The sequence below is a fragment of the Klebsiella sp. WP8-S18-ESBL-06 genome (assembly GCF_014169755.1).
GTDB lineage: Bacteria > Pseudomonadota > Gammaproteobacteria > Enterobacterales > Enterobacteriaceae > Kluyvera > Kluyvera ascorbata_B.
Genome location: NZ_AP022256.1, coordinates 4,380,443 through 4,407,058 on the forward strand (window position 1 = coordinate 4,380,443; position 26,616 = coordinate 4,407,058).

General features: G+C 56.0%; 28 protein-coding genes. 15 read left to right on the forward strand and 13 right to left on the reverse strand.

The annotated features are described in order from the left end of the window. The first annotated feature begins 47 nt into the window (after window positions 1-47). Complete coding sequence (gene msrA, locus H7R76_RS21020; RefSeq protein ID WP_182929582.1) at window positions 48-692, forward strand: peptide-methionine (S)-S-oxide reductase MsrA; 645 nt, start codon at window positions 48-50, stop codon at window positions 690-692. On the opposite strand, the gene H7R76_RS21025 is transcribed toward msrA, so the two are convergent. After that, window positions 689-1,747, reverse strand: a complete 1,059-nt coding sequence (locus H7R76_RS21025) for a LacI family DNA-binding transcriptional regulator (RefSeq protein WP_182929583.1) — start codon at window positions 1,745-1,747, stop codon at window positions 689-691. The genes msrA and H7R76_RS21025 overlap by 4 nt on opposite strands. 189 nt (window positions 1,748-1,936) lie before the next feature. Between H7R76_RS21025 and H7R76_RS21030 the strand changes: the two genes are divergently transcribed. The 6 genes from H7R76_RS21030 (at window position 1,937) to paeA (ending at window position 9,514) form a co-directional block, all read left to right on the forward strand. Beyond that, on the forward strand, window positions 1,937-3,091 hold the full coding sequence (locus H7R76_RS21030) for a Gfo/Idh/MocA family protein (protein WP_182966388.1): 1,155 nt from the start codon (window positions 1,937-1,939) through the stop codon (window positions 3,089-3,091). Window positions 3,092-3,110: 19 nt separating this feature from the next. Next, on the forward strand, window positions 3,111-4,289 hold the full coding sequence (locus H7R76_RS21035; RefSeq protein ID WP_182966390.1) for a Gfo/Idh/MocA family protein: 1,179 nt from the start codon (window positions 3,111-3,113) through the stop codon (window positions 4,287-4,289). A 2-nt stretch (window positions 4,290-4,291) separates the two neighbouring features. Further along, a complete protein-coding gene (locus tag H7R76_RS21040) occupies window positions 4,292-5,359 on the forward strand; it encodes a Gfo/Idh/MocA family protein (RefSeq protein ID WP_182929585.1) in 1,068 nt (355 codons plus the stop codon). A 12-nt stretch (window positions 5,360-5,371) separates the two neighbouring features. Continuing rightward, a complete protein-coding gene (locus H7R76_RS21045; RefSeq protein ID WP_182966392.1) occupies window positions 5,372-6,394 on the forward strand; it encodes a Gfo/Idh/MocA family protein in 1,023 nt (340 codons plus the stop codon). 88 nt (window positions 6,395-6,482) lie between these two features. Beyond that, complete coding sequence (locus tag H7R76_RS21050; protein ID WP_182966394.1) at window positions 6,483-8,027, forward strand: MFS transporter; 1,545 nt, start codon at window positions 6,483-6,485, stop codon at window positions 8,025-8,027. 143 nt (window positions 8,028-8,170) lie between these two features. Then, window positions 8,171-9,514 carry a polyamine export protein PaeA gene (gene paeA / locus H7R76_RS21055; protein ID WP_106927529.1) on the forward strand — a complete coding sequence of 448 codons (1,344 nt, stop codon included), beginning with the start codon at window positions 8,171-8,173 and terminating at the stop codon, window positions 9,512-9,514. Between the two features lie 88 nt (window positions 9,515-9,602). Here paeA and H7R76_RS21060 read toward each other — a convergent pair whose 3' ends face one another. Then, the gene (locus tag H7R76_RS21060) at window positions 9,603-9,809 is read right to left on the reverse strand and encodes a DUF1107 domain-containing protein (protein WP_064546918.1); all 207 of its coding nucleotides are present in this window, start codon (window positions 9,807-9,809) and stop codon (window positions 9,603-9,605) included. 323 nt (window positions 9,810-10,132) lie between these two features. On the opposite strand from H7R76_RS21060, the gene H7R76_RS21065 reads away from it, so the two are divergent. After that, window positions 10,133-10,687, forward strand: a complete 555-nt coding sequence (locus tag H7R76_RS21065; RefSeq protein ID WP_106927527.1) for a YtfJ family protein — start codon at window positions 10,133-10,135, stop codon at window positions 10,685-10,687. On the opposite strand, the gene cysQ is transcribed toward H7R76_RS21065, so the two are convergent. Further along, window positions 10,684-11,430, reverse strand: coding sequence for a 3'(2'),5'-bisphosphate nucleotidase CysQ (gene cysQ / locus H7R76_RS21070; protein WP_106927525.1), 747 nt, complete (start codon window positions 11,428-11,430; stop codon window positions 10,684-10,686). The two genes, H7R76_RS21065 and cysQ, sit on opposite strands and share 4 nt — an antisense overlap. 212 nt (window positions 11,431-11,642) lie before the next feature. Between cysQ and H7R76_RS21075 the strand changes: the two genes are divergently transcribed. Then, on the forward strand, window positions 11,643-13,586 hold the full coding sequence (locus tag H7R76_RS21075) for a bifunctional 2',3'-cyclic-nucleotide 2'-phosphodiesterase/3'-nucleotidase (RefSeq protein WP_106927523.1): 1,944 nt from the start codon (window positions 11,643-11,645) through the stop codon (window positions 13,584-13,586). Window positions 13,587-13,684: 98 nt separating this feature from the next. Here H7R76_RS21075 and H7R76_RS21080 read toward each other — a convergent pair whose 3' ends face one another. After that, window positions 13,685-14,065 carry a winged helix-turn-helix transcriptional regulator gene (locus H7R76_RS21080; RefSeq protein WP_106927521.1) on the reverse strand — a complete coding sequence of 127 codons (381 nt, stop codon included), beginning with the start codon at window positions 14,063-14,065 and terminating at the stop codon, window positions 13,685-13,687. 84 nt (window positions 14,066-14,149) lie between these two features. Here H7R76_RS21080 and H7R76_RS21085 point away from each other — a divergent pair, with 84 nt between their 5' ends. The 3 genes from H7R76_RS21085 (at window position 14,150) to H7R76_RS21095 (ending at window position 16,947) form a co-directional block, all read left to right on the forward strand. Continuing rightward, window positions 14,150-14,998, forward strand: coding sequence for an SDR family oxidoreductase (locus H7R76_RS21085; protein WP_182966396.1), 849 nt, complete (start codon window positions 14,150-14,152; stop codon window positions 14,996-14,998). A gap of 80 nt (window positions 14,999-15,078) precedes the next feature. Continuing rightward, window positions 15,079-15,903 (forward strand): AraC family transcriptional regulator, encoded by an 825-nt coding sequence (locus tag H7R76_RS21090; RefSeq protein WP_182929589.1) that lies wholly within the window; start codon window positions 15,079-15,081, stop codon window positions 15,901-15,903. Between the two features lie 75 nt (window positions 15,904-15,978). Then, the gene (locus tag H7R76_RS21095; protein ID WP_182968051.1) at window positions 15,979-16,947 is read left to right on the forward strand and encodes a DMT family transporter; all 969 of its coding nucleotides are present in this window, start codon (window positions 15,979-15,981) and stop codon (window positions 16,945-16,947) included. Window positions 16,948-17,055: 108 nt separating this feature from the next. Here H7R76_RS21095 and H7R76_RS21100 read toward each other — a convergent pair whose 3' ends face one another. Further along, window positions 17,056-18,705, reverse strand: a complete 1,650-nt coding sequence (locus H7R76_RS21100; RefSeq protein WP_182968053.1) for a methyl-accepting chemotaxis protein — start codon at window positions 18,703-18,705, stop codon at window positions 17,056-17,058. Between the two features lie 231 nt (window positions 18,706-18,936). Here H7R76_RS21100 and ytfE point away from each other — a divergent pair, with 231 nt between their 5' ends. After that, complete coding sequence (gene ytfE / locus H7R76_RS21105) at window positions 18,937-19,599, forward strand: iron-sulfur cluster repair protein YtfE (RefSeq protein WP_106927511.1); 663 nt, start codon at window positions 18,937-18,939, stop codon at window positions 19,597-19,599. A 38-nt stretch (window positions 19,600-19,637) separates the two neighbouring features. On the opposite strand, the gene nudI is transcribed toward ytfE, so the two are convergent. From nudI to bamJ, 3 genes are all read right to left on the reverse strand, one after another. After that, window positions 19,638-20,063 (reverse strand): nucleoside triphosphatase NudI, encoded by a 426-nt coding sequence (gene nudI, locus H7R76_RS21110; RefSeq protein ID WP_106927509.1) that lies wholly within the window; start codon window positions 20,061-20,063, stop codon window positions 19,638-19,640. A 156-nt stretch (window positions 20,064-20,219) separates the two neighbouring features. Further along, window positions 20,220-21,626, reverse strand: a complete 1,407-nt coding sequence (gene cycA / locus H7R76_RS21115; protein ID WP_106927507.1) for a D-serine/D-alanine/glycine transporter — start codon at window positions 21,624-21,626, stop codon at window positions 20,220-20,222. A gap of 302 nt (window positions 21,627-21,928) precedes the next feature. Next, on the reverse strand, window positions 21,929-22,549 hold the full coding sequence (gene bamJ / locus H7R76_RS21120) for a BamJ family beta-barrel-assembly machinery protein (protein ID WP_181358011.1): 621 nt from the start codon (window positions 22,547-22,549) through the stop codon (window positions 21,929-21,931). Window positions 22,550-22,755: 206 nt separating this feature from the next. Here bamJ and H7R76_RS21125 point away from each other — a divergent pair, with 206 nt between their 5' ends. Beyond that, window positions 22,756-23,394 (forward strand): OapA family protein, encoded by a 639-nt coding sequence (locus H7R76_RS21125; protein ID WP_106927503.1) that lies wholly within the window; start codon window positions 22,756-22,758, stop codon window positions 23,392-23,394. Between the two features lie 87 nt (window positions 23,395-23,481). Here H7R76_RS21125 and H7R76_RS21130 read toward each other — a convergent pair whose 3' ends face one another. From H7R76_RS21130 to rpsF, 5 genes are all read right to left on the reverse strand, one after another. Further along, entirely contained in the window at window positions 23,482-24,411 is a 930-nt protein-coding gene (locus H7R76_RS21130; RefSeq protein WP_182966398.1) for a DMT family transporter, read from the reverse strand. Window positions 24,412-24,557: 146 nt separating this feature from the next. Then, the gene (rplI, locus tag H7R76_RS21135; RefSeq protein WP_106927499.1) at window positions 24,558-25,007 is read right to left on the reverse strand and encodes a 50S ribosomal protein L9; all 450 of its coding nucleotides are present in this window, start codon (window positions 25,005-25,007) and stop codon (window positions 24,558-24,560) included. 41 nt (window positions 25,008-25,048) lie between these two features. After that, window positions 25,049-25,276, reverse strand: a complete 228-nt coding sequence (rpsR, locus tag H7R76_RS21140; protein ID WP_000135199.1) for a 30S ribosomal protein S18 — start codon at window positions 25,274-25,276, stop codon at window positions 25,049-25,051. Between the two features lie 4 nt (window positions 25,277-25,280). After that, window positions 25,281-25,595 (reverse strand): primosomal replication protein N, encoded by a 315-nt coding sequence (gene priB, locus H7R76_RS21145; RefSeq protein ID WP_064546888.1) that lies wholly within the window; start codon window positions 25,593-25,595, stop codon window positions 25,281-25,283. 6 nt (window positions 25,596-25,601) lie between these two features. After that, window positions 25,602-25,997 (reverse strand): 30S ribosomal protein S6, encoded by a 396-nt coding sequence (gene rpsF / locus H7R76_RS21150; protein WP_042321529.1) that lies wholly within the window; start codon window positions 25,995-25,997, stop codon window positions 25,602-25,604. A gap of 338 nt (window positions 25,998-26,335) precedes the next feature. Here rpsF and H7R76_RS21155 point away from each other — a divergent pair, with 338 nt between their 5' ends. Next, entirely contained in the window at window positions 26,336-26,611 is a 276-nt protein-coding gene (locus H7R76_RS21155; protein WP_106927495.1) for a YdgH/BhsA/McbA family protein, read from the forward strand. Window positions 26,612-26,616: the final 5 nt, after the last annotated feature.

A 26,616-nucleotide genomic window follows, 5' to 3' on the forward strand; every position in this document is an offset into this window, starting at 1 on the left:
CAGGTTACAACCTTAACGGAAATTACTGTTCCCCGGAGGCCATCCTCATGAGCTTGTTTGACAAAAAAAATATTGTATCTCAATCGGATGCACTACCCGGAAGAAATACACCCATGCCGGTCGCTACGCTCAATGTTGTGACGGAACACTCAATGACCCACGTACCGGAAGGTATGGAGGTCGCGCTGTTCGCGATGGGCTGCTTCTGGGGCGTTGAGCGCTTGTACTGGCAGCTACCCGGCGTTTACAGCACCGCAGCGGGCTATACCGGCGGCTACACGCCAAACCCGACCTACCGGGAAGTATGCAGCGGCCAGACCGGGCACGCCGAAGCGGTACGCGTGGTATACGACCCCGCGGTAGTCAGCTACGGCGAACTGCTAAAAGTATTCTGGGAAAACCACGACCCGGCTCAGGGAATGCGCCAGGGCAATGACCACGGCACCCAGTACCGCTCGGCCATCTACCCGCTAACGCCGGAGCAGGATCGGGAAGCGCACGCTAGCCTGCAGCAGTTCCAGGACGCTATGCGCAGCGCGGGCGACGCGCGGGACATCACGACCGAAATTGCCGCCGCGAAACCATTCTATTATGCGGAAGATGAGCACCAGCAGTATCTGCACAAAAACCCGTACGGCTACTGCGGCATCGGCGGCATTGGCGTGTGTCTGCCGCCTCAGCTCCAGGGCTAACCGTCCAGCGCCACGCGCGCCGCATGCCGCGTGGCGTTCGCCACGGTACCAAAGTCCATGACTTTCCCCTGCAATAAAAGGTTGTAGACCGGCGACTGTGGCCGGTTGAGCCGCGTTTGCAGCAGATGCACGGCTTCGATGCCCAAATCGCGGCACGGCACGCGAATGCCGGTCACCGGCGTCGACAGGCTGTTTTGCAGATTCCACGTAAAATCGGTGGTAATCAGTGAGATATCCTGCGGAACGCGCAGGCCGTGGCGTTGCAAAGCATTTATCACCCCCTCAGTCATGCTGGTGCTGTTCGGAAAGATCACATCCGGCCACAGCGCACGATCGTGCGCCTTCAGCCAGGCGTCCAGCGCCCGCTCCGCCTCTTCTGCCGTGAACCATTCGGTGACCAATAAGTCATGCTGAGGATTGAACGGTACATGGTAATAGCGGTACGCCTCCTTAATACCGTCCAATCGGGCATAGAGGGTTTCCCGCCGCAGGCAGGTCATGGTCAAGACGCGCCGATGCCCCTGTTCGAAGAGGTAGCGCATCGCGGTAAAACCGATAGCCCGATGATCGGGAGAAACGCAGTCCAGCGCCATTTCTCGATCGATAGAGTTAATCAGCACGCACGGCTTATTCAGCGTGCTGGCGAGCTTAAGGATCGTCGGGTCGTCCGTGCCGATAATCACCACCGCGTTGATATTCTTCTGGCCGGCTTTTTCGAGGAACAGCTTCACATCGGCGTGCTGCTCTTCCAGCGCACAGTGGCTGATCCAGACGTCATGCGGCGCGCTGGCCTCGGCGATGCCTTTCGTCACTTCCAGATAAAACGTATCGCCCCGGCCCTGGAAAGTACGCTCTGGCGCAAACACCGCAATGCCGTTAATCAGCAGACGACCGTTTGCCAGCGAATCGAGCACGCCAAGCTGGCGAGCACACTGGACGATAGACTCTCGTGCCTTGTCGCTGGTGTAGGATTTGCCGCTGAGCACCCGGGAAACGGTGCTGATGGAGTAGCCGGTACGGGCGGCTATTTCATCCATTTTTAGCTTGCCTGCCATTGTGTGACCTCGCTCGCAATCATATTTTGCAAATTTTTGCAGATGCAGTTCACTGATTTTAAAACCGATTTTCAGTTCTCCGCGCATATTCCTTTTCTACCTGCGAGCATTCTCACAAATTCCGTTTGTCGGCCTTCACCGCCTTCCCTATTTTCAGATTTCAGTCATTCCTATCACGTAAGGTGCAACATGGATAAGGTGCGTTTTGGCATTATCGGCGTGGGTAACATCGGGACCGTTCACGCCCGCTACCTGCTGGCAGGTACGGTGAAAGAGGCCTGCCTGACGGCAGTGTGCGACAACAACCTCAGCAAGCATCCGGCGATTCGCGCGCTGGTCGGCGAGGACGTCACGCTGTTCAGCGACGCCGAAGCGATGCTGAAAAGCGGCCTGATTGATGCAGTGATTGTCTCCACGCCGCACTACGACCACCCGGGGCTGTCAATGCTGGCCATGCGCAACGGCATTCACACGCTGTGCGAAAAACCCGCGGGCGTTTACACCGCGCAGGTGCGCGAAATGAACGAATTTTCCCGCGGCTGCAACGTGGTGTTCGGCATGATGTTCAACCAGCGCCCGAACCCGCTATACCAGAAGGTCAAAGACCTGATAGACAGCGGCGAACTCGGTGAACTGCGTCGTTCCAACTGGATCATCACCAACTGGTATCGCTCGCAGAGCTACTACAACTCCGGCGGCTGGCGCGCAACCTGGAGAGGCGAAGGCGGCGGCGTGCTGCTCAACCAGGACCCCCACCAGCTCGATTTATGGCAGTGGCTGGTCGGTATGCCGGTGCGCATGCGCGCGTTCTGCCAGTTCGGCAAGCATCGCGATATTGAAGTCGAAAACGAAGTGACCGCCTACGCCGAATACGCCAACGGCGCCACCGGGGTCTTCATTACCACCACCGCCGAAGCGCCGGGCACCAACCGCCTGGAGATCGCTGGCGATCGCGGCAAAGTGGTGGTGGAAGACGGCAAGCTGCGCTTCTGGCGGCTGCGTGAATCGGAAACCACCTTTAACGCGCGCTGGGAAAACGGCTTCGGCGAGCCGGAGTGCTGGGAAGTCACTATCCCTGTGGCGCCGGAGTGCAGCGATCACCACGTCATCACCGCCAACTTTGCCGCCGCGGTGCTGCACGGTACGCCGCTGCTGGCACCGGGTACCGACGGTATTCACGGTCTGACGCTCTCCAACGCGATGCATCTGTCGACCTGGACCGACGGCTGGGTTGACCTGCCGTTCGACGAAGCACGGTTTAAACAACTGCTTGATGAGCGCATCGCGGGCTCCGTCGACAAGCAGGTCGAAAGCAAAACGCTTGATGCCTCAGGCACCTGGTAACGCGCAAGAGGAAAACGACATGCTACGCATTGCGATTGTGGGAACCGGGAACATCTCACACAACCATATTCAGGGATATCAAGCATTTGCTGACCGCTGCCGGATTGTTGCGCTGGTCGATATTTACCCGGAAAAAGCACACGAGAAAAAGACGCGTTACGGGCTGAGCGACGCCCGCGTCTTCAGCAGCCATCAGGAAATGCTGGCGTCCGGTATTGAAGTGGACATTGTTGACGTTTGCACCCCACCGTATGTGCACGCGGAAATCAGTATTGATGCCCTCAGCGCCGGGAAACACGTGCTGTGTGAAAAGCCAATGGCGGCGTCGCTGGAGGAGTGCGACGCGATGATCGCCGCCCAGCGCGCCAGCGGCAAAATACTCTCCATTATTGCCCAGAACCGCTTTACCGACGCCTTCTGGCGCTTAAAGCAGGTGGTGGATTCGGGCGAGCTGGGGAAAATCTGCCACGCGCAGGTGGACTCGTTCTGGTGGCGCGGCCACTGCTACTACGACCTGTGGTGGCGCGGCACGTGGGAAAAAGAGGGCGGCGGCTGCACCCTCAACCATGCGGTACACCATATCGATGCTATTCAGTGGATGCTCGGCTTCCCGAAAGAAGTGGTGGCGATGATGACCAACGTCGCCCACGACAACGCCGAAGTGGAAGATCTTTCCGCCGCGATTTTCCGCTACGACAGCGGTGCGCTGACTCAGCTGACCGCCTCGGTGGTGCATCACGGCGAAGATCAGAAAATCGTTATTCAGGGCGATAAAGCGCGCGTCTCGGCGCCCTGGGACGTGTGGGCCAGCGTTTCCGCCGATAACGGCTTCCCGCAAGAACAGCACGACGATGCACGCGAAGCCCGGCTGGATGCGCTGTTCCGCAATACGCCAAAGCTCAAGTACACGCTGCATACCGGGCAGATTAACGACCTGCTCAATGCCGTTGAGCAATGCGGCGAACCGCTGATTGACGGCGTGCAGGGCAAGCGTTCGCTGGAGCTGATTACCGCCATTTATCAATCCTCAATAACCGGGCGGGTGGTGACGCTGCCCGTCAGCCCGGATGAGCCCTGGTATAAAACCGGAGGCCTGGTTTTCCTCGCCCCTCATTTCTATGAAAAAGGCGCGTCGGTGGAAAATTTCTCTGAGGTGGGCGCAATCCCGCTGGGTAAAGATTTGGACAAAGGAGCATAAACATGAGCATCAAAGACGGTATGAACTACGCCCCGGTGGGCAAACCGCAGCCGGTCGTCGGCGAAGGCGAGTTTATTATTGCCGCCGCCGCGCTGGACCATGGCCATATCTACGGCATGTGTAACGGGCTGATTGAAGCTGGCGCCACGCTCAAGTGGGTTTATGATCCCGACCCCGCGAAAGTTGATAAATTTGTTCAGCAGTACCCGCAGGCGCAGATTGCGCCGACGCTGGAGACCCTTCTCAACGACAGCAGCGTGCAGCTGGTTGCCGGTGCCGCCGTACCGTCCGAGCGCTGCGCGCTGGGGCTAAAGGTGATGGACGCCGGGAAAGACTACTTTACCGACAAAGCACCGTTAACCACCCTCGCCCAGCTGGAAGCCGCTAAACGCAAAGTGGCGGAGACCGGGCGGAAATATGCGGTCTATTACAGCGAGCGTCTGCACGTCGAGAGCGCGGTGTTTGCCGGGCAACTGGTGCAGCAGGGCGCGATTGGCCGAGTGATGCAAACGCTCGGCGTCGGCCCGCATCGCGAGGGGGAAGGCCGCCCGGACTGGTTCTACGAAAAGGAATTCTTCGGCGGCATCCTCTGCGATATCGGCAGCCACCAGATTGAACAATTTCTGTTTTACACCGGCAACAGCGATGCGCGTATCGTTGCCAGCCAGGTGCGTAACGTCAACCATCCGCAGTACCCGCAGTTTGAAGACTTCGGCGACGCGATGCTGGCGGGCGACAACGGCGCAACCGGCTACTTCCGCTGCGACTGGTTTACGCCAGACGGCCTTTCCAGCTGGGGAGATGGCCGTCTGACGCTGCTCGGCACCGAGGGCTACATCGAAATCCGCAAATACGTCGACATCACCCGCGGCGAGCAGGACGTGGTGTACCTGGTCAACAGAGAAGGCGAGTTCCGCTACCCGGTGGCCGGACAGGTGGGCTTCCCCTACTTCGGTCAGCTGATTCAGGACTGTCTGCACCGTACGGAGAATGCCATGACCCAGGCGCACACGTTTAAAGCGGCCGAGCTGTGCGTGAAAGCGCAAATGCTGGCGAACGCAGTGGAATAACAGGAGGCGGCGATGAAAACACGTCATGCAGCGATTATTGGCTGTGGCGCTATCCACACCTGTCACGTGGATGCGCTGCGCCACGTACCGGGCGCGGTGGTGCGCGCGGTAGTCGATATTGATAGTGAAAAAGGGAGCCGGCTGGCGGCCGACTATGGCTGTCAGTTTTATCAGGACTATCATGAAATGCTGCTGGATGCCGCCATTGACGTGGTACACATCTGCACGCCGCATTATCTGCATAAGCCGATGATCCTTGCCGCACTCGCGGCTGGGAAACAAGTATTCTGCGAAAAGCCAGTGGTGATGAACCCGCAGGAGGTGGCCGACATTCAGGCCGCCGCCGCGATGGCCCAACGCCACGTGGGCGTCTGTTATCAGAACCGCCTTAACCCCACGAGCCTGGCGATTCAACGCTGCGTTGAGGAAGGACGACTTGGCAACCTGCGCGCAATAAAAGCAGTGCTCACCTGGTCACGTTCCGGCAACTACTACGCCGCCAGCCCGTGGCGCGGCAGTTTTGCCACCGAAGGCGGTAGTCTGCTGATTAACCAGGCCATCCATACACTAGACCTGATGCAGTGGTTTGGTACAGGCGTGCGGTGCCTGAAGGGCGTGGTCGACAGCACTCTGCTGGCCGATGAAATAGAAACGGAAGACAGCGCGATGGTGACGCTGTGCTTTAACAACGGCGCGCGCGGGCTGTTTTACGCCAGTAACTGCCACACCAGCGACTCACCGCTGCTGCTGGAGCTGGAGTTCGAGCACGGTATGCTGCGCCTGACTGACAACGTGCTGTGGCAAGTCTGCGGCGATACGCGCACGCCGATCGCCAGCGATGCCTCGCCGGACGGTATCGGCAAAAGCTACTGGGGGATTGGCCACCAGCAGGCGATACAGCATTTCTACCAGGCGCTCGACAACACCGCCTCCGCCACCTTCTGCGATATTCGCGAAGCGGCAAAATCATTACAGATGGTTAATGCCATTTACCAATCGTCACTATTGAGGAAATGGGTGAATATCACCGAGTGATCGTCATTCGATTTTTCCTGCTGTCAATATTATAAGGTGCAGGGGTCACTCTGCACTGACACCCTACCAGTACAGGAATAATAATATCATGGTGAAACCAACCGAGCGTCGCGTTGGCTATGGCACTGCCATTGGCTACGGCGTGACCGATTTATTTGGCGGCGGCGCCTTTGCCGTTATAGGAACATGGCTTTTATTTTTTTACACTACATATTGTGGCTTAAGCGTATTAGAGGCCGGCTCAATATTTGCCATTGCGCGTATTATTGATGCTATTTTAAGTCCAGTGATGGGCTACATCACGGATAATTTCGGCAATACCTGGCTTGGTCGTAAATTTGGCCACCGCCGTTTCTTCCTGCTGATCGGCTCACCGCTGATGTTCCTCTATGCCCTCGTCTGGATGACCGATATGAACTATTGGTACTATCTGGGTACCTATCTTTCTATTGAGTTGCTGTCCGCCATGGTGCTGGTGCCCTGGGAGACGCTGGCCGCTGAGATGACCAACCGGTTCAGCGAACGCACGCGACTGTCCGGCGTGCGAATGATGTGCTCCTCGCTCGGCGGCTTTCTGGCCGTGTCGGTTCCCGGCATTATTATGCAATATACCGGTAAGGATAATGCCTTCACCTACACCCTGACCGGCCTCGTTTTCGCAGTCATTTACTGTGTTGCGGTATTAGCAACCTGGGCCTGCACCTGGGAAGCCAAAGACGTACGCGAAGAATATGAATTTCAACCGGATAATCAACGCAGCCGCGGTCTTTTAAATCATTTAAAGTACCTGGTTATTGATCTTATTTCCTCTTTCAAAATAAGGATATTTCGTCAGCATATTTTAATTTATATTTGTTCTTTTACCGCCATGGACGTATTTGGTTCAGTATTTACCTATTACGTTGTTTATGCGCTGCACCGTGATGCGGAAATGGTTTCCGGGCTATTAAGCATTGCCGCTTTTGTCTCTATCCCCGGCACTTTCGGCTTCATGATGCTGATGAACAAATTTAATCTCACCCCTTCCGGCGCGCTGCGGCTTTCCTACAGCAGCATTCTACTCGTTCTGGCGTTTCTGTTTACCGTCTATATCGGCCATCTTCAGGTACCCATGCTGCTGTTCTCTGCGGTGTTCATCCTGCTGGGGCTGGCAAAAGCCGGGCTGTATTATATTCCATGGAATATCTACAGCTTCATCCCCGACGTTGATGAACTGGTCACCCGTCAGCGCCGCGAAGGGATTTTCGCCGGGGTGATGGTCTTAACCCGTAAAAGCACGGTTGCACTAGCCATTATGCTGATTGGCATCGTGCTGGAAGAGAGCGGTTTTGTGAAAGGCGGCGGTACGCAGCCCGCCAGCGCGCTGCACGCCATTATCGGCCTTATGGTGTTCGCCACCGCCGGGCTGCTGGCCGTCAGTTTTTACATGACCTATCGCTTTAAGCTGACGCAGAAAACGCATAGCATCCTGATCAAAGAAGTGGCGCGCCGCAAGCTCGGCGGCCATGCGGAAGACTGCGATGCGGAAACCCGTGAAGTCATTCATGCGCTAACCGGCTATACCTACAACCGAGTATGGGATGCCGACGCGAAAGGGCACCTAAAAACCCACCCGCAACCGACTAACGGTTAACCTCTGGCAGCTTTACAGTCCCTTACGCTATACTAACCTCTGAAATTGCCGGCCCATCTCCTTCGGGCCGGTTTTCAATGTGTATTTCACACGGATTTATCAACTTCCCTTCCGAGGATCTGGCCCCACGGGTTAGATAAAATATGTTAAACAGTATATTCATCATACTTTGCCTGATCGCCGTCAGTGCGTTCTTCTCAATATCTGAGATTTCACTTGCCGCATCGCGCAAAATCAAACTGAAACTGCTTGCCGATGAAGGCAACATCAACGCCCAACGCGTGCTCAAAATGCAGGAAAACCCGGGGATGTTTTTCACCGTGGTGCAAATTGGTCTGAACGCGGTCGCCATTCTTGGCGGTATCGTCGGCGACGCGGCGTTCTCTCCGGCGTTCCACTCGCTGTTCTCTAACTACATGTCGCCGGAACTCTCCGAGCAGCTGAGCTTCATCCTCTCCTTCTCGCTGGTGACCGGTCTGTTTATTCTGTTTGCGGACTTAACTCCGAAACGCATCGGTATGATTGCGCCTGAAGTGGTGGCACTGCGTATCATCAACCCGATGCGCTTCTGCCTGCTGGTCTTCCGGCCGCTGGTGTGGTTCTTCAACGGTATGGCCAACATCATCTTCCGCATCTTTAAGCTGCCGATGGTGCGTAAAGACGACATCACCTCCGACGATATCTACGCAGTGGTAGAAGCCGGCGCGCTGGCGGGCGTGCTGCGTAAGCAAGAGCACGAGCTGATTGAAAACGTGTTTGAGCTGGAATCACGTACCGTGCCGTCGTCCATGACGCCGCGTGAAAACGTCATCTGGTTCGATCTGCACGAAGATGAGCAAAGCCTGAAAAACAAGGTTGCCGAACACCCGCACTCCAAGTTCCTGGTGTGTAACGAAGATATCGATCACATCATCGGCTACGTTGACTCCAAAGACCTGCTGAACCGCGTGCTGGCGAACCAAAGCATGGCGCTGAACAGCGGCGTGCAGATCCGCAATACGCTGATCGTGCCGGACACGCTGACGCTGTCTGAAGCGCTTGAAAGCTTTAAAACCGCCGGTGAAGACTTCGCGGTTATCATGAACGAATATGCGCTGGTCGTGGGGATCATCACCCTTAACGACGTAATGACCACGCTGATGGGCGACCTGGTCGGCCAGGGCCTGGAAGAGCAGATCGTCGCACGCGATGAGAACTCATGGCTTATTGACGGCGGCACGCCGATCGACGACGTGATGCGCGTGCTGGATATCGACGATTTCCCGCAGTCGGATAACTACGAAACCATCGGCGGTTTCATGATGTTTATGCTGCGTAAAATCCCGAAACGCACCGATGCCGTGAAGTTCTCCGGCTACAAGTTCGAGGTGGTGGATATTGATAACTACCGCATCGACCAGCTGCTGGTCACGCGCATTGATAACAAGCCAACGGTACTGGTACCGAAGCAGTCGGATATTGTCGAAAGCGGCCAGGGTGCGGCCTGAACTAGCGTGGGCGCCGGCAGATGCCGGGCCTGAAAACATCAACGGCTCCCATAGGGAGCCGTTTTAATTCTACCGTGTGGTGCCTGCGTTACGCCATTTCGGTCTGGAGACGCAGTACGTGACGGTTTACTTCAGACATCACAGAAAGGTGCTGGATGTCTCTGACTTTTGGGATAAGAATTTTACCCTTATCAAATTCAAAAGCGCCAACGTCCTTGATATACAACCGTCCACGAAACAGGGTTTTAACATACTTCGCAACCTGAAGCGGGTTGTAGCGTTGGAAAATTTTCATTCTAATCTCCTGCGAGTACTACGCCCTAGTTGATCCACATTTGGCTTCAACGCTCCGGGGCGCAAAGTGAAGTACTCGTTAACTATAGTCCATAACAACAGAGGCCCCCTATCGTAGCGGTCCTAATTTACCTTTTTATTACATTAATTCAGAATTTTCTTTTCAGCTATACGACGAAGACAGTATAAGGCTTCATTTTCATAAGATTGTGTGCGTTCCTCCACAAACTGGCACCGTCTTTGCGGGAAAACTTCATCAATCGCACTTATGATTAAAACTATCGGCCAAGTGGTCGGATCACCTGCATAAAAAAAGGAAAAACCATGACTCTACGTACGCTACTGGCGGTTTCATGCCTGTTAATGCCGTTAATGGCTGCCGCACATAATTTCACAAACGGACAACGTGTTGCGCCTGTCGGCGTGGCCGATCGCGGGGAACTCATTCTCGATAATGATAAGTTTAGCTATAAAAGCTGGAATAGCGCGCAGCTGCCTGGCAAAGTGCGGGTAGTGCAACATATTGCCGGACGTTCCTCCGCAAAAGAGAAAAATGCGTCGCTGATTGAGGCGATTAAAGCGGCCAACCTGCCGCATGACCGCTACCAGACCACCACAATTGTGAATACTGACGATGCCATTCCCGGCTCATCAATGTTTGTCCGCAGCAGCATCGAAAGTAATAAAAAGCTGTTCCCATGGTCACAGTTTATCGTCGATAGCGACGGCGTGGTGCGGAAAGCCTGGCAGCTGGATGAAGGCAGTTCGGCCATCGCCGTGCTGGATAAAGATGGCCGAGTACAGTGGGCAAAAGACGGCGCGCTGACGGCCGCAGAAGTGCAGCAGGTGATTGCCCTGCTGCATAAGCTGCTGAATTAAAAAATCGAGACGCGGAAACCGGGGTTGAGGAACGACTCGCGCGGGGTGTAATCCAGCGTTTTACCCTGCCAGTCGTTCACGTGCGCGCCGGCGGCGACCGCGACCGCGTGCCCTGCTGCGGTGTCCCAGATATTGGTCGGCCCGAAGCGCGGATAAAGCTGCGCTTCGCCTTCCGCCACCAGACAGAACTTCAGCGACGAACCAATCGCAGCCGTATCATGCTCGCCAAGCTGCTGCAGATACTCTTTGAGTTCATCATCATTCGCATAGTGAGAGCGGCTCACAACCACCTTCGGCGGGTTTGCATCGCGAACCTGAATCGGCTTGCGCACGCCGCATTCTTCTTTCCACGCTTTGCCGTTGGCCGCGCTATACATGACCTTCAGCACCGGTGCGAACACGACGCCCATCACCGCTTTGCCGTTCTCAATCAGCGCGATGTTAACGGTAAATTCACCGTTGCGCTTAATGAACTCTTTAGTGCCGTCCAGCGGGTCAACCAGCCAATAGCGCTGCCAGTGCTGGCGGACATCCCAGCCCGGCGGATCTTCTTCTGAGAGGATCGGCACGTCCGGCGTCATCGCCTTCAGGCCTTTAACAATCACGTGGTGTGCGGCGATATCGGCCGCAGTCACCGGTGAGTCATCTTTCTTGCTGGCGACGTCTAACGGCTGCTTGCCATCGTACACATCCATGATGGCATCACCCGCGTCGCGCGCAAGTTGACAGACTTGTTCTAACATTTTCCACCTCGTTAAAATTACAGTGGTGTTAACTTATTGTTTTATTTATATCGTATTGCCGCGCAATTCGCTATTCCCATCATTGGTCCGGATAACTGTGAACCGCTGCCGATTTCCCATCCTGATTTTCTGGCATGATTCACATCCTCATAAGCAACAGAAAACAAATACATTTAAATCTGTGTCTTAGATCGATAAAAAGGATGCCTCTGATGATCAAGTTTAGCGCAACGCTTCTGGCCACGCTGATCGCTGCCAGCGTCAATGCCGCCACGGTGGACCTCCGCATTATGGAAACCACCGATCTTCATAGCAATATGATGGATTTTGATTACTACAAAGATACCGCGACCGAGAAGTTCGGCCTGGTGCGCACGGCGAGCCTGATCAATGCCGCCCGCAGCGAGGTGAAAAATAGCGTACTGGTGGATAACGGTGACGTCATTCAGGGCAGCCCGATGGGCGACTATGCGGCTGCGAAAGGGCTGAAACAGGGTGATACCCACCCGGTATACAAGGCGATGAACCTGCTCGACTATACCGTGGGTAACCTCGGTAACCATGAATTCAACTACGGTCTGGATTACCTGCACAAAGCGCTGGCTGGCGCGAAGTTCCCTTATATTAACGCCAATATTATCGACGTTAAGACCCAAAAGCCGATGTTCACACCGTACCTGATCAAAGAGACGGAAGTGACCGATAAAGACGGCAACAAGCATCCGCTGAAAATCGGCTATATCGGCTTTGTTCCGCCACAGATCATGACCTGGGATAAGGCTAACCTCAGCGGTAAAGTGACGGTCAACGATATCACTGAAACTGCACGCCACTATGTACCAGAGATGCGCGCGAACGGCGCGGACGTCGTCGTGGTGATTGCCCACTCCGGCCTCTCTGCCGATCCGTACCAGGCGATGGCGGAAAACTCGGTATATTACTTAAGCCAGGTGCCAGGCGTTGACGCCATCATGTTCGGCCATGCCCACGCCGTGTTCCCAAGTAAAGACTTTGCCGACATCAAAGGCGCGGATATCGCCAAAGGCACCCTCAACGGCATTCCTGCGGTGATGCCCGGCATGTGGGGCGACCACCTCGGCGTTGTCGATCTGGTGCTGAATAACGACAGTGGGAAATGGCAGGTCACCTCCGCCCAGGCACAGGCGCGCCCGATTTACGATGCCGCGACCAAGAAATCACTGGCAGCAGAAGATAACACGTTGGTGCAGGCGCTGAAGGCCGACCACGACGCCACCCGCGAGTTCGTCAGCAAGCCTATCGGTAAATCATCCGACAACATGTACAGTTTCCTCTCACTGGTGCAGGACGATCCGACCGTACAGGTCGTCAACATGGCGCAAAAAGCCTACGTTGAGCACTATATTCAGGGCGACCCGGACCTGGCGAAGCTGCCGGTGCTGTCTGCCGCTGCCCCGTTCAAAGCGGGCGGTCGTAAGAACGATCCGGCCAGCTATGTTGAAGTGGAAAAAGGTCAACTGACCTTCCGCAACGCTGCCGATCTTTACCTCTACCCCAACACTCTGGTAGTGGTTAAAGCCAGCGGCAAAGAGGTGAAAGAGTGGCTGGAGTGCTCCGCCGGGCAGTTCAATCAGATTGACCCGCACAGCAGCAAGCCGCAGTCGCTGATTAACTGGGACGGTTTCCGCACCTATAACTTCGACGTTATCGACGGCGTGAACTATCAGGTTGATGTGACCCAACCGGCCCGCTACGACGGCGAATGCCAGAGCATTAACCCGCAGTCCGAGCGTATTAAGCATCTGACCTTCAACGGTAAGCCGATCGACCCGAACGCCATGTTCCTCGTCGCGACCAACAACTATCGCGCCTACGGCGGTAAGTTCGCGGGCACCGGCGATAGCCATATCGCTTTTGCCTCACCGGATGAGAACCGTTCGGTGCTGGCCGCCTGGATTAGCGCAGAATCGAAGAAAGCGGGCGCAATCCATCCGGCCGCGGACAACAACTGGCGACTGGCGCCTATCCACAGCGACAGCCAGCTGGATATTCGCTTTGAGACCTCACCGTCAGAAAAAGCGGCGGCGTTTATTAAAGAGAAAGCGCAGTATCCGATGAAGCAGGTCGCCACCGATGATATTGGCTTTGCTATTTATCAGCTGGATTTGAGCAAGTAAAAACCGTACCGGGTGACGGCTACGCCTTGCCCGGCCTACTCTTCAGGCCGGATAAGGCGCTGCCGCCATCCGGCAAAAACCTCACCGGGACAGGACGCTCACGCCGGGATCTGCTGCGCCATCACCTGCGGCAAATTCACCTCAATCCAATCCGCCAGCGCCGCCACCTTCTCACTGACCGCTTCGCCGAGCGGTGTCAGGCTATACTCTACGTGCGGCGGCACCACCGGGTAAGACATGCGGTTGATAAAGCCGTCCTGCTCCAGAGCCTGAAGCGACTGGGCGAGCATTTTTTCGCTGACGCCGCCCATTTTCCGGCGCAGATCGCTAAAGCGGTGCGTACCCTCACGCAGCGCCACCAGAATCAGCACGCCCCAGCGGCTGGTCACGTGCTTGAGCACCTCCCGCGACGGGCAGTTGGCCGAGAACAGATCGCCATCGCGCATCTTTTGCGTCAGGGTCGCATTACTTTCTTTCATACTTACCTTTTTGTACGTACTTACTAAAAGTTAGTTACGGTGTTAGCTTACCACAACACCCGATGAACACGAAGGAGAATACCCATGATCGCCATTACCGGAGCCACCGGCCAGCTGGGCCAACACGTGATTGCCAACCTGCTTAACACCACCGCCGCCGCACAATTGGTTGCCGTTGTTCGTAACCCGGCGAAAGCCGCCGCGCTGAGCCAGCAGGGGGTTAGCGTACGCCAGGCCGACTACGGCGACGAAACCGCGCTAACGCAGGCGCTACAGGGCGTCGAGAAGCTGCTGATTATCTCCTCCAGCGAAGTCGGCCAGCGTGCGCCGCAGCACCGTAATATCATCAAGGCGGCAAAGGCGGCGGGCGTTAAATTCATTGCCTACACCAGCCTGCTGCATGCCGACACTTCACCGCTAGGCCTCGCCGTCGAACACATTGAAACCGAAAAAATGCTGGCCGATTCCGGTATCCCTTATGCCCTGCTGCGTAACGGCTGGTATACCGAAAACTATCTGGCCAGCGCGCCGGCAGCCCTGGAGCATGGCGTGTTTATCGGCGCAGCCGGTGAAGGCAAAATTGCCTCTGCGACCCGCGCAGACTACGCCGCCGCCGCCGCACGCGTGATGACGGAAGACGGCCACGCAGGAAAAGTGTATGAACTTGCGGGCGATAACGGCTGGACGCTCAGCGAGCTGGCCGCCGAACTGACCAAACAGAGTGGCAAAAACGTGGTTTACCAGAACCTGGGCCAGGCCGATTTCGCCGCGGCGCTGAAGAGCGTAGGCCTGCCTGCCGGGCTGGCGGATATGCTGGCTGACTCAGATATCGGCGCCGCCAAAGGCGGTCTGTTTGACGACAGCCATACCCTGAGCACGCTGATTGGTCGCCCGACCACCTCGCTTGCCGACAGCGTCAAAGACCTTCTGTAAGCGTTAAATAATCGTTAAAGAGGGTAGCGCCCCCACGGGTCATCTCGGATAATAAAAAGAAGGCCCAGGGGGAGTTTAACGTGCAAGGTGTACCGGAACAGTTCAGCGACGAGAAAGACAGCGCGCGCTTTCGCCACCTGGCGCAGGTGCCGGGCGTCGAGCTGTACCATGCGCATATTTCGCGCTATGCCTTTGAACCCCACACTCACGAAGCGTTCGGCATTGGCGTCATTGAGGCCGGGGCCGAGCGTTTCCGCTACCGCGGCAGCCAGCACATCGCCCCCGTTCATTCAGTGGTGACCATGAACCCCGACGAGCTGCATACCGGCGAGGCGGAAACCGCCGACGGATGGCGCTATCGGATGATTTATCTGCAGCCCGATCTGCTTGAGGAAGTGACCGGTATCCGCCATTGGTGGTTTGCCGATGCCACCCGCCACGATCCGCAGCGTTCTTTGCTGATTGGCCGCCAAATCCACGCCCTGTGGCATACCGACGATCCGCTGGCACAGAAAGGCCTGCTGCTGGAGATGATCGACACCTTCCGACCGCTCGCCTGCCACGCCCCTGTGCGAACAGAAGCCGTCCATCGCTTTGCCCGCGTACGCGATTATCTTTACGACAACTACATGCATCCCATTACCCTTGATGAATTAGCGGGCGTCGCGGCGCTCAGTCCGTGGCACTTCCAGCGTCAGTTTAAAGCCCATTTTCACGTTACGCCGCACCAGATGCTGATGGCGGTGCGCCTGTGGCGAGCAAAAGAATTTCTCACCCACGGCATGCCCGCCGCCGCCGTTGCCGCCGCGACCGGGCTCACCGATCAGTCGCATCTGACCCGCGCCTTCACCCAGCGCTACGGCATAACCCCGGTGCGTTACCAAAAACAAGTGATCCGTCGCTAATCAGCAATCTCATACAATACGCCGCGCGCTTCACCTCCTACACTTTGCGCATGTTTAACATATCAGGATGTGATGATGATTAGCGGTGTGCTGTACGCCCTGTTAGCCGGTTTAATGTGGGGACTGATTTTTGTCGGACCGCTTATCGTGCCGGATTATCCGGCTGTCTTGCAGTCGATGGGGCGCTATCTGGCGCTCGGGCTGATTGCCCTGCCGTTGGCCTGGCTCGGCCGCGCCCGTTTACGCCAGCTCACGCGCCAGGATTGGTGGACGGCGCTGGCGCTCACCCTGGTTGGCAACCTTATCTATTATGTGTGTCTCGCCAGCGCGATTCAGCGGACCGGCGCGCCCGTTTCCACAATGATTATTGCTACCCTGCCGGTAGTGATCCCCGTTTTCGCCAACCTGCTGTATAGCCAGCGCGACGGCAAGCTGTCCTGGCTACGCCTGATGCCTGCGCTGGTGCTGATTGCGAGCGGACTGCTGTGCGTCAACGTGGCCGAGCTGCGTCAGGGCCTGCCGGACTTTAGCGGATGGCGCTATGGCTCAGGCATTGCGCTGGCGACGGTGTCGGTGGTGTGCTGGGCGTGGTATGCGCTGCGTAACGCCCGCTGGCTGCGGGAAAATCCGCATCAGCCGCCGCTTATGTGGGCCACCGCACAGGCGCTGGTGACGCTACCGGTTTCGCTGTTCGGCTACGTTGCGGCCTGCCTGTGGCTGCACGCCCAGACGCCCGATTTCGCGCTGCCTTTCGGTCCGCGTCCGACGGTATTTATCGGCCTGATGATCGCCATCGCCGTACTCTGTTCATGGGTGGGCGCGCTATGCTGGAACGTAGCGAGTCAGCGGCTGCCGACGGTGATCCTCGGGCCGCTGATTGTTTTTGAAACGCTGGCGGGGCTGCTTTACACCTTCCTGCTGCGCCAGGAGATGCCGCCGATATTAACGCTGAGTGGAATAACGTTATTGGTGATTGGGGTCGTCATCGCGGTTCGGTCAAAACCGCAGAAACCGGCGGTGGTGCCGATTTCAGGTGATGCCTGATGGCGCTTGCCTATCGGGCCTGCACGATTAATATAGGCCCGATAAGGCGTTTACGCCGCCATCCGGCAATCAAGGACCGGCACTCATGCCGGTCTTTGATGCTGGGCCTTAGAACGTTTCCCAGTTTGCTTCGGTCAGCGGCGCCGATTTAGCCGCTGGTGCGGACGTTCTTTTCACCGGTGTTTTCTGCATCGTCTGCTGGCGGCTGATTTTAAACACCGCCACGGTTTGATTCAGACGCGCGGCCTGTTCTTCCAGTGCGGCGGCGGCGCTGGCAGACTCTTCCACCAGCGAGGCGTTTTGCTGAGTCACGCGATCCATCTCGGCGACCGCCTGGCCGACCTGATCGATGCCACGGCTCTGCTCATCGGAAGCGGAGGCAATTTCGCCCATAATATCGCTCACGCGGGTTACCGCATTCACGATCTCAGCCATCGTCTCTCCGGCCTCGTGCACCAGCGCGGAGCCGGCGTTGACGCGGTTGCCCGAGTCATCAATCAATCCCTTAATTTCTTTTGCCGCCTGGGCGCTGCGCTGCGCCAGCGTGCGGACTTCGCCTGCCACCACCGCAAAACCACGACCCTGTTCACCGGCGCGGGCGGCTTCCACCGCCGCGTTCAGCGCCAGAATGTTGGTCTGGAAGGCAATGCCATCGATCACGTTGGTAATTTGTGCGATTTTGCTGGAACTGGCAGCGATTTCATCCATCGTTCGCACCACGCCGTCGACCACGTTACCGCCCTTCTGCGCGGTCTCGGAGGCATTCTGCGCCAGCTGCGTCGCCTGACGCGCGTTGTCGGCGTTTTGTTTCACCGTCGCGGTGAGCTGCTCCATGCTGGCCGCCGTCTCTTCCAGCGATGCCGCCTGCTGCTCGGTCCGCGAAGAAAGATCGTTGCTGCCTGCGGAAATTTCACCCGCGCCGGTATAGATGGTGTCGGCGCCTTCACGCACCACGCCCACCGTATTCGCCAACGACTGCTGCATGTCGTTGACGTTACGTGCCAGCAGCGCCATTTCGTTACTGCCTTCGGTATTGATGTTGTTGGTCAGATCGCCTTCGGCAATATGGCGGATATGCGCCATCACCTTATGCAGCGGCTTGAGCAGCACGCGTTGCATCGCGACCCAGCTCATCACGATGACCACCACAACCAGCAGCATAATGGCGCCCAGGGTCCACATAATACGCACATAGTCGCTTTCGTTCTGTTGGATGCCAGCGTTGGTCAACGATGCCTGTGCCGCACGCCACTCCTGGTACACCGCCTGCATGGCCTGCTGTTTCTGTTCGGCGTTTTGCTTGAACATCTCTTCCAGCTTGCCCTCTGCCAGCAGTTCGTTCATGCGCGCCAGCGTCGCGGAGTAGATGCCGTATTGCTTCTCAAGGCTGTCCGAGAGATGGCTATTCAACCCCGGCGTTTCCGGCAGTGCGTAATATTTGTCGTAGTGGCGTTTAGCCTCTGCCAACAGGTTGTTCGCCGTATCCACCAGCGTTTTCAGCTCCCCGCCGTTGACGCTACTTGCCATCGTCCCCTGCAGGCGCAGCATGCCACGGTTCAGGGTCACACGCGCCTGGTTAAGGCTAATCCACGCATCGGTAAACTCGGCCACGTTCTGGCTGGAGAGCTGCGAGACGGTAAAGTTCTGCTTGTCGTTATTCAGCGCGCGTACAAATACGCCCGCTGATATCAGCTGCATCGCGCCCAGCGCGACCAGCACGACAATCAGTACGGTAATCACTTTTATTCGTTTAAACATCATTTGCCTTTTTGTGCAGGTGGTCTGAAGTCTCACTATCGGCAGCCCAGCGGGGTTATTTAATCGATTCAGGTCCTACCAGCATGATTATCAATAAGATTCAGCACGTTAAAGGCACAATAATTTTTTGTGACGGCCATCACCTATATCCGCTCCCCATAAAGGGGTATATCCTTGTCGTAAAGATGCATTTAAAATACATCTTATATTATTGATGACGAGGTAACTGCTATGGCCTTTCGCGACCAACCTTTAGGCGAGCTGGCGCTCTCCATCCCGCGCGCATCCGCGCTGTTCCGTAAATATGATATGGATTACTGCTGCGGCGGTAAGCAGACGCTGGCTCGCGCAGCCGCCCGCAAGGAACTGGACGTCGACGTGATTGAAGCCGAACTGGCAAAACTGGCCGAGCAGCCGGTTGAGAAAGACTGGCGCACCGCATCCCTTGCCGAAATCATCGATTACATCATCCCGCGCTACCACGACAGACACCGTGAACAGCTGCCGGAGCTGATTTTACAAGCGACCAAAGTGGAACGCGTTCACGCCGACAAACCGAACGTGCCTAAAGGCCTGGCAAAATACCTGACCATGCTGCACCAGGAACTGTCCAGCCATATGATGAAAGAAGAGCAGATCCTGTTCCCGATGATTAAGCAGGGCATGGGCAGCCAAGCAATGGGGCCTATCAGCGTGATGGAAAGCGAACATGACGAAGCGGGCGAACTGCTGGAAGTGATTAAGCACACCACCAATAACGTCACCATTCCGCCGGAAGCCTGCACCACCTGGAAAGCAATGTATAACGGCATTAACGAAATGATCGACGATCTGATGGAGCACATCAGCCTCGAAAACAACGTGCTGTTCCCACGCGCGCTCAAAGGCGAATAAGATGACTCAGCGCCTCTCCTTGCGGGAGGCGTTTTCTATTACAGCAGCCCTTTCTGGCGGAAGGTTTCCCGCGTCGCCACGTTCAGGTCCATGTCGGCCAGCGCTTCGGGTTTCACCCAGGCGATCGCCTGAAATTCTTCATTGAAAGTGATATCCCGGTTGGCGCTCACGCAGTCAAAGATAAGATAAATCATATAGATCTGTTCGGTCGTTCCGTCGGCGTAGGTTTTTACCCGCACGTCATCGCGGAAGGTCCATGGCTTCACCTCGGTAATCTCCAGCGCTTCGCCCAGCTCTTCACCAATTTCGCGTCTCAGCGCCTCTTCCATGGTTTCGCCCGGCTCCATCCCGCCGCCGGAAATCGCCCACTGGCCGGGAAAAACGCCGCGGTCATCGGCCATTTTACACAGCAGGTATTCGCCCTCGTTTTGAATCACCGGGCAGACAATCGTTCTCTGACGCATTTCATCTCCATACGCTATCCGTTTGTGGCGGGGACGTTAGCACGTTGCGAAAAGTGGGGCTACGAGGCGGGGCTCAAAAATAAAGAAAGCGCCACGATGGGCGCTTTGTGTCGTTTCCCCTCACCTCGTTGGGTAGAGGGTTAGGGGGGAATTTGATTACTTAGCCAGCTTGTTCTTACGCAGGAACATCCAGCCCAGGCCCAGCACGATAAACCAAATCGGCGTTACCATCAGCGCTTCGCGGGTATCCGCTTCCAGCGTCAGCAGCACCAGTACGAAGGCGAAGAACGCCATGCACACCCAGCACATCACTTTGCCCAGCGGCATTTTGTACTTTGAGGATTCGTGCAGATGCGGGCGCTGTTTACGGTACACCAGGTAAGAGCACAGGATAATCGTCCAGACGAACATAAACAGAATCGCCGATACGGTGGTGATCATGGTGAAGGCCGCAATGACGCTAGGGTTCACCATCAGCATAACGACGCCGCCCAACAGACAGATACAGGAGAAGGTCAGCCCTTTCGCCGGTACCGCACGTTTAGACAGCTTGGCAAACAGGCTCGGCGCCACGCCATCCTGCGCCAGGCCGAACAGCATACGGCTGGTTGAGAACACGCCGCTGTTGGCAGATGAAGTGGCGGAGGTCAGCACGACAAAGTTGATGATGCTCGCCGCCGCCGGCAGACCGACTAGCATGAACAGCTCAACGAACGGGCTCTTATCCGGCACCACGGAGCTCCACGGCGTCACCGACATAATGACGATCAGCGCGAAGACGTAGAACATGATGATACGAATCGGAATGGAGTTAATCGCGCGCGGCAGCGATTTTTCCGGATCTTTGGTTTCTGCGGCGGTGGTCCCCACCAGCTCAATACCCACGAAGGCAAACACCGCTATCTGGAAGCCGGCAAAGAAACCGCTGATACCTTTCGGGAACCAGCCGCCGTCGTTCCACAGGTGGGCGAACGACGCTTCGACGCCGGTCGGCGATTTGAAGTGCATCATCACCATCACCAGGCCAACGACAATCAGCGCCACAATAGCGACGATTTTAATCATCGCAAACCAGAACTCCATCTCGCCAAACATCTTCACGGTAGCGAGGTTGAGGCCCAGCAACAGCAGCACGACTGCCAGCGAGGCGACCCAGTCGGAGAGCCCGGGGAACCAGAATTGGGCGTAGGCGGTGATCGCCACCACGTCCGCCATGCCGGTCACCACCCAGCAGAACCAGTAGGTCCAGCCGGTAAAGTAGCCTGCCCACGGACCGAGCAGATCGGCGGCAAAATCGCTGAACGACTTATATTCCAGATTGGACAGCAGCAGCTCGCCCATTGCGCGCATCACGAAGAACAGCATAAAGCCGATGATCATATAAACGAAAATGATCGACGGCCCCGCGAGACTGATTGTTTTTCCGGAGCCCATAAACAGCCCGGTGCCGATGGCCCCGCCGATGGCAATCAGCTGAATATGCCGGTTAGTAAGGTTGCGCCGTAGCGACTGTTCAGCCGGCTCCTGCTCTGCGGCAGTAGCGACTTTTATCTGATCAACCATGTGATTTTCTTCCTGTTGTTTCTGTCTGTGTTGTGCGGGCTCTACTGGCCCTTTATGTCGTCATGCAAGACGATCCCATCTATAGGATGTCTCGATATTAGGTAAGAATCGGAGGGATGAATACTATGATTTAAATATAATGTTAATTATATGTTTAAAGTGAGTGTTATATCACCTCACCAATGGGAAACAGCTCACAAAAATACACGCAACAGCGCCATTTGCAAGATAAAATCCCAGGATATATCAAACTTAAGAATTTTGTGCCCTCTCCCCCAATGGAGAGAGGACAAAGGCAGGGCTTACAGGATTTCCAGCAGCTCAACCTCGAAGACCAGGGTGCTGAACGGCGGAATGGAGGCACCCGCGCCGCGCTCGCCGTAGGCCAGGCTGTGAGGGATAGTCAGTTCCCACTTCGAGCCAACCGGCATCAGGGTCAGCGCTTCGATCCAGCCTGCGATAACGCCGTTAACCGGGAACTCAGCCGGTTCGCCGCGCGCGACGGAGCTATCAAACACGGTGCCATCGATCAGTTTACCGGTGTAGTGTACGCGAACGTGGTCGGTACGCGCCGGGATCGGGCCTTCACCCTGAGTCAGTACGCGGAACTGCAGGCCGGATTCGGTGCTGTTCACGCCTTCTTTCTCACGGTTTTCTTCCAGGTATTTCACGCCATCTTCCGCCATTGCGGCAAAACGCTCGCGACGCACCGCGTCAGCACGTTCATGAATTTCACGCAGCGCGCGATGAACAACGTCAACCGGCACTGCCGGCTGTTTGCCTTCCAGCGCATCGGCGATACCGGCAACCAGCGCTTCCGGCAGTAAACCCTGCAAACCGGACTCGCTCAGCTGCTGTCCTACCTGCAGGCCAATGCCGTAGCTTGCCTGTGCTTCAATGGTGTCAAAAGTCGGGGTGGCCATCGTCTTTCCTTTCTTCGGGTATAAAGTAGCGGGCAGCATAGCAGCCGCGCCGCACAGGGTAAAACTTTGTGTCAGGAAAGATGACAAATTGCCGGGAAAAAGAAACAATACGCTAAGCCCATAGGATATGATGAACATACGCTTTGCCACGTTCATCAGGCAGTTATCTATAATGGATAGCAATGACACGGAGCAGGAGGAAAGCCATGCCCGGGAGATTTGAATTAAAACCTTTGCTGGAGAAAATCTGGCATGCGCCGGACAACCTTCGCATCCTGGATCCGCTGCCGCTCGCGCACCGTCGTGGCGTGATTATCGCTGCTCTGGCCGTCATTGTGGGCTTCTTGTTGCCTTCCGCTGACGACACGCCGGTCGCACCGGTCAGCCGTAGTGCGCAGCTGGACTTCCAGTCACAATCGCAGCCGCAGCCGGATGCGCAGCCGCTGCATGCCCAGCTGATTACGCCGTCGAGCGATCCGGACCAGGTCGCACCGGTCGCGCCAGAGCCGATTCAGGATGAGCAGCCGAGCGAACAGGCTCCTGCGCCGCGCACCCAGCCGTACCAGGAAAGCCGCAGCAGCGGCAACGAATGGCGCACCTATCAGGTAGAGGCCGGCAAAACGCTGGCGCAGCTGTTCCGTGACAATAATCTGCCGCCGACCGATGTCTACGCGATGGCGCAGGTTGAAGGCGCGGGCAAGCCGTTGAGTAACTTGAAAAATGGCCAGAAAGTGCAGATTCGTAAGAACGCCAACGGCGTGGTCACCGGGCTGACCATCGAATCCGACAACGGGCAGGTGCTGTTTACCCGTCAGCAGGACGGTAGCTTTATTCGCGCACGTTAATCATGTAGAGAGCCGGATGGCGGCTTTGCCTTATCCGGCCTACCAAAACCGTGAACGCAGGCCTGATAAGCGCAGCGCCATCAGGCATTACCGCTTAACCTTATTCACCCACCAAATCCCGGAACAGACCAGCACCAGCGCGATCGCGTATTTCCATTCCAGAATGTTTTCGCCCAGAAAAATCGCCGACAGCACGGAGCCCGACACCGGGATCAGGAAGTTAAACGGTGCAATCATCCCCACCCGGTTGTACTTGAGCAGAATACTCCACAGCGCAAACGCAACCGATGAAAGCAGCGTCAGATAACCAAGAATCGCCACCGATGGGAGACCGTGGAAGGTCAGCGTACCGCCGCTCAGATACCCCCCTACCACCAGCGCCAGGCCGCCGATCGCCAACTGGTAGCCGGTCATCACCGTTGGATCGACCGTCTGCGAAATACGTTTACCGTACAGCGACGCCGCCGACAGAATAAACGCCGCCAGCACCACCGAACCGTCGCCCAACAGGCTAAAGCTGAAATCCAGCAGGCCGCTATTAAAATTCACCACCATCACCCCGGCAAAGCCGAGAATACAGCCGAGCGTCTTGTTATAGCTGAGCTTATCGTTCTGGTAGATAAAGTGCGCCAGCAGCACGCTGAAGAAAGTGCCGGTGGCGTTCATGATCGAGCCTTTCACCCCGGTGGTGAAGGCGAGGCCAATGTAGAAAAAGATGTACTGTAGCGAAGTCTGCGTCAAACCCAGCAACGTCAGTTGGCCAAACTGCCGCGGGGTTAATCGGGCAATCGGTTTGCGCTGTGCCATGGCCAGCAGCAACAGCAGCATGCCGGCGAAGAGGAAGCGGTAGCCGGCAAAAACGATTTTGGTCGGGATGTCGTCGGCGGCGATCTGGAACAGCTCATACCCGCTCTTGATGGCAGGATAGGCGCTCCCCCACAGCAGACAGCAGAATGCGGCACAGAGATAAACGATGTTCTTGCGGGAAAATAGCGGATGCTGGCGGAGAGTTTCCATTCTTTCACCAAAAATTAAAATATTGTTTTAATTTTTAGATTATCGCCAAAAGGATGAAAGATAGCCAGTTGAAAAGCGGTGGGCCAAAAAAGCAAAACGCCGGCACGAGGCCGGCGATTTGTTGTTATCAAAACGTGGGTTGCAGATTACTCAGCAACAACGTTGATGATAACTTTAGCGAACACTTCGCTGTGAACCTGGAAGTCCACTTCGTGCTCACCAGTGGTACGCAGAACGCCGTTCGGCAGACGAACTTCGCTCTTAGCAACTTTAACGCCTGCTGCAGTAACAGCGTCAGCGATGTCGCGAGTACCGATGGAACCGAACAGTTTACCTTCGTCGCCAGCTTTAGACGCGATGGTTACGGATTCCAGTGCGTTGATTGCTTCAGCACGTGCGTTAGCAGCGGTCAGAACGTCAGCCAGTTTAGCTTCCAGTTCAGCGCGGCGTGCTTCGAAGAATTCAACGTTTTTCTTGGTAGCAGGAACAGCTTTACCCTGCGGGACCAGGAAGTTACGAGCGTAGCCCGCTTTAACGTTAACCTGATCACCCAGGCTACCCAGGTTTGCTACTTTATCAAGCAGAATAACTTGCATTACCTTATCCTCTCAAAGTCGTATTAATGGACCGTGACCGATTACTGATGACGATCAGTGTACGGCAGCAGGGACAGGTAGCGAGCGCGTTTGATAGCGCGAGCCAGCTGACGCTGATATTTTGCACGGGTACCGGTGATACGGCTTGGGACAATCTTACCGCTTTCGGTGATGTAGTTTTTCAGCGTAGCGATATCTTTATAGTCGATCTCTTGAACGCCTTCCGCGGTGAAACGGCAGAACTTGCGACGACGGAAATAACGTGCCATATGGCTAGTCTCCAGAATCTATCAATTCAATCTGCTCGGCATGCAGTACCATTTTGCTCAGGCCATTCTTTGCTTTGTGGCAACAGATAAAGCCCTGCACGGTGACTGCGCTACCGACCGTTATACTGTGAGTAATGGCCTGGTTTTCCTGCCCGCTGATTATTACAGGCATTTGGCACCACGCCTGCCGGTGAAACCCGGCTTCCTCCTGCACAGAACGATGCTCAAGCACGAACTGGCAATGAGGAATTCCTGATGGACTGACCTTTCGAAGGGGCATCCTGCACACGGTGCCGGACAACACCAGACGGTTGGTCATCAGAAATTACTCTTCAGAATCCCCAGCTTCAGCATCATCTGCGGTTTCGTTAGCGAAATCATCGCGACGTTCACGACGCTCGTCTTTCGCTTTAACCATCGGAGATGCTTCAGTAACAGCGTGTTTAGTACGCATAACCATGCTGCGGATAACGGCATCGTTGAAGCGGAAAGTAGTTTCCAGCTCATCGATAACTTCCTGCGGCGCTTCAACGTTCAGCAGAACGTAGTGAGCTTTGTGCAGTTTGTTGATCGGATAAGCCAGCTGACGGCGGCCCCAGTCTTCCAGACGGTGGATCTTGCCTTCTGCACCAGTGATGGCAGCAGAGTAACGCTCGATCATGCCCGGAACCTGTTCGCTCTGGTCAGGATGGACCATAAAAACGATTTCGTAATGACGCATCGAATTGCTCCTTACGGATTATTCAGCCTCCTGTCTGGGTCAGCCGCGGCCCATGGAGGCAAGGAACGTGTTAAAGGGCGGCTGAAAAATTGACGCGTCATAATACTTGCGCCCCCCCAGAAACTCAAGTTAATTGCGCAAAAATTCGCACAAAGCGTGAAGCACACCTAAGTTAGTGATTTAAAATTGAACAGTAGCGGATGATGCATTTTTTTGAACGACAGCATCAGAAATGGTCATGATACCTCTGCGAAAGAGTGGTTACACTTTAATCAGAAGCCCCCCATAGACACAGGAGAGCCGATTACCCCATCAGGACCGTGAGTCAGGAGTTGCGTATGAAAAATATCATTTTTGCCGCCATCGCGATGCTACTGGTTAGCGTTAGCGCACAGGCCGCCATTAAGATCGATAGCCATCAGGCGCGTAACATGGACGATGTCCACAGCCTGGGGGTTATCTATATCAACCACAATATCGCCACTGAGCAAGAGGCCGACCAGGCGCTCAGTCAGGAGAGCGACGCCCAGGGGGCAAAATTCTTCCAGCCTATCCTGGTGCATGAGCCGGGCAGCGGCGGGTTAATCCACGCCAGCGCAGCGCTGTACCGCTAGCCCCG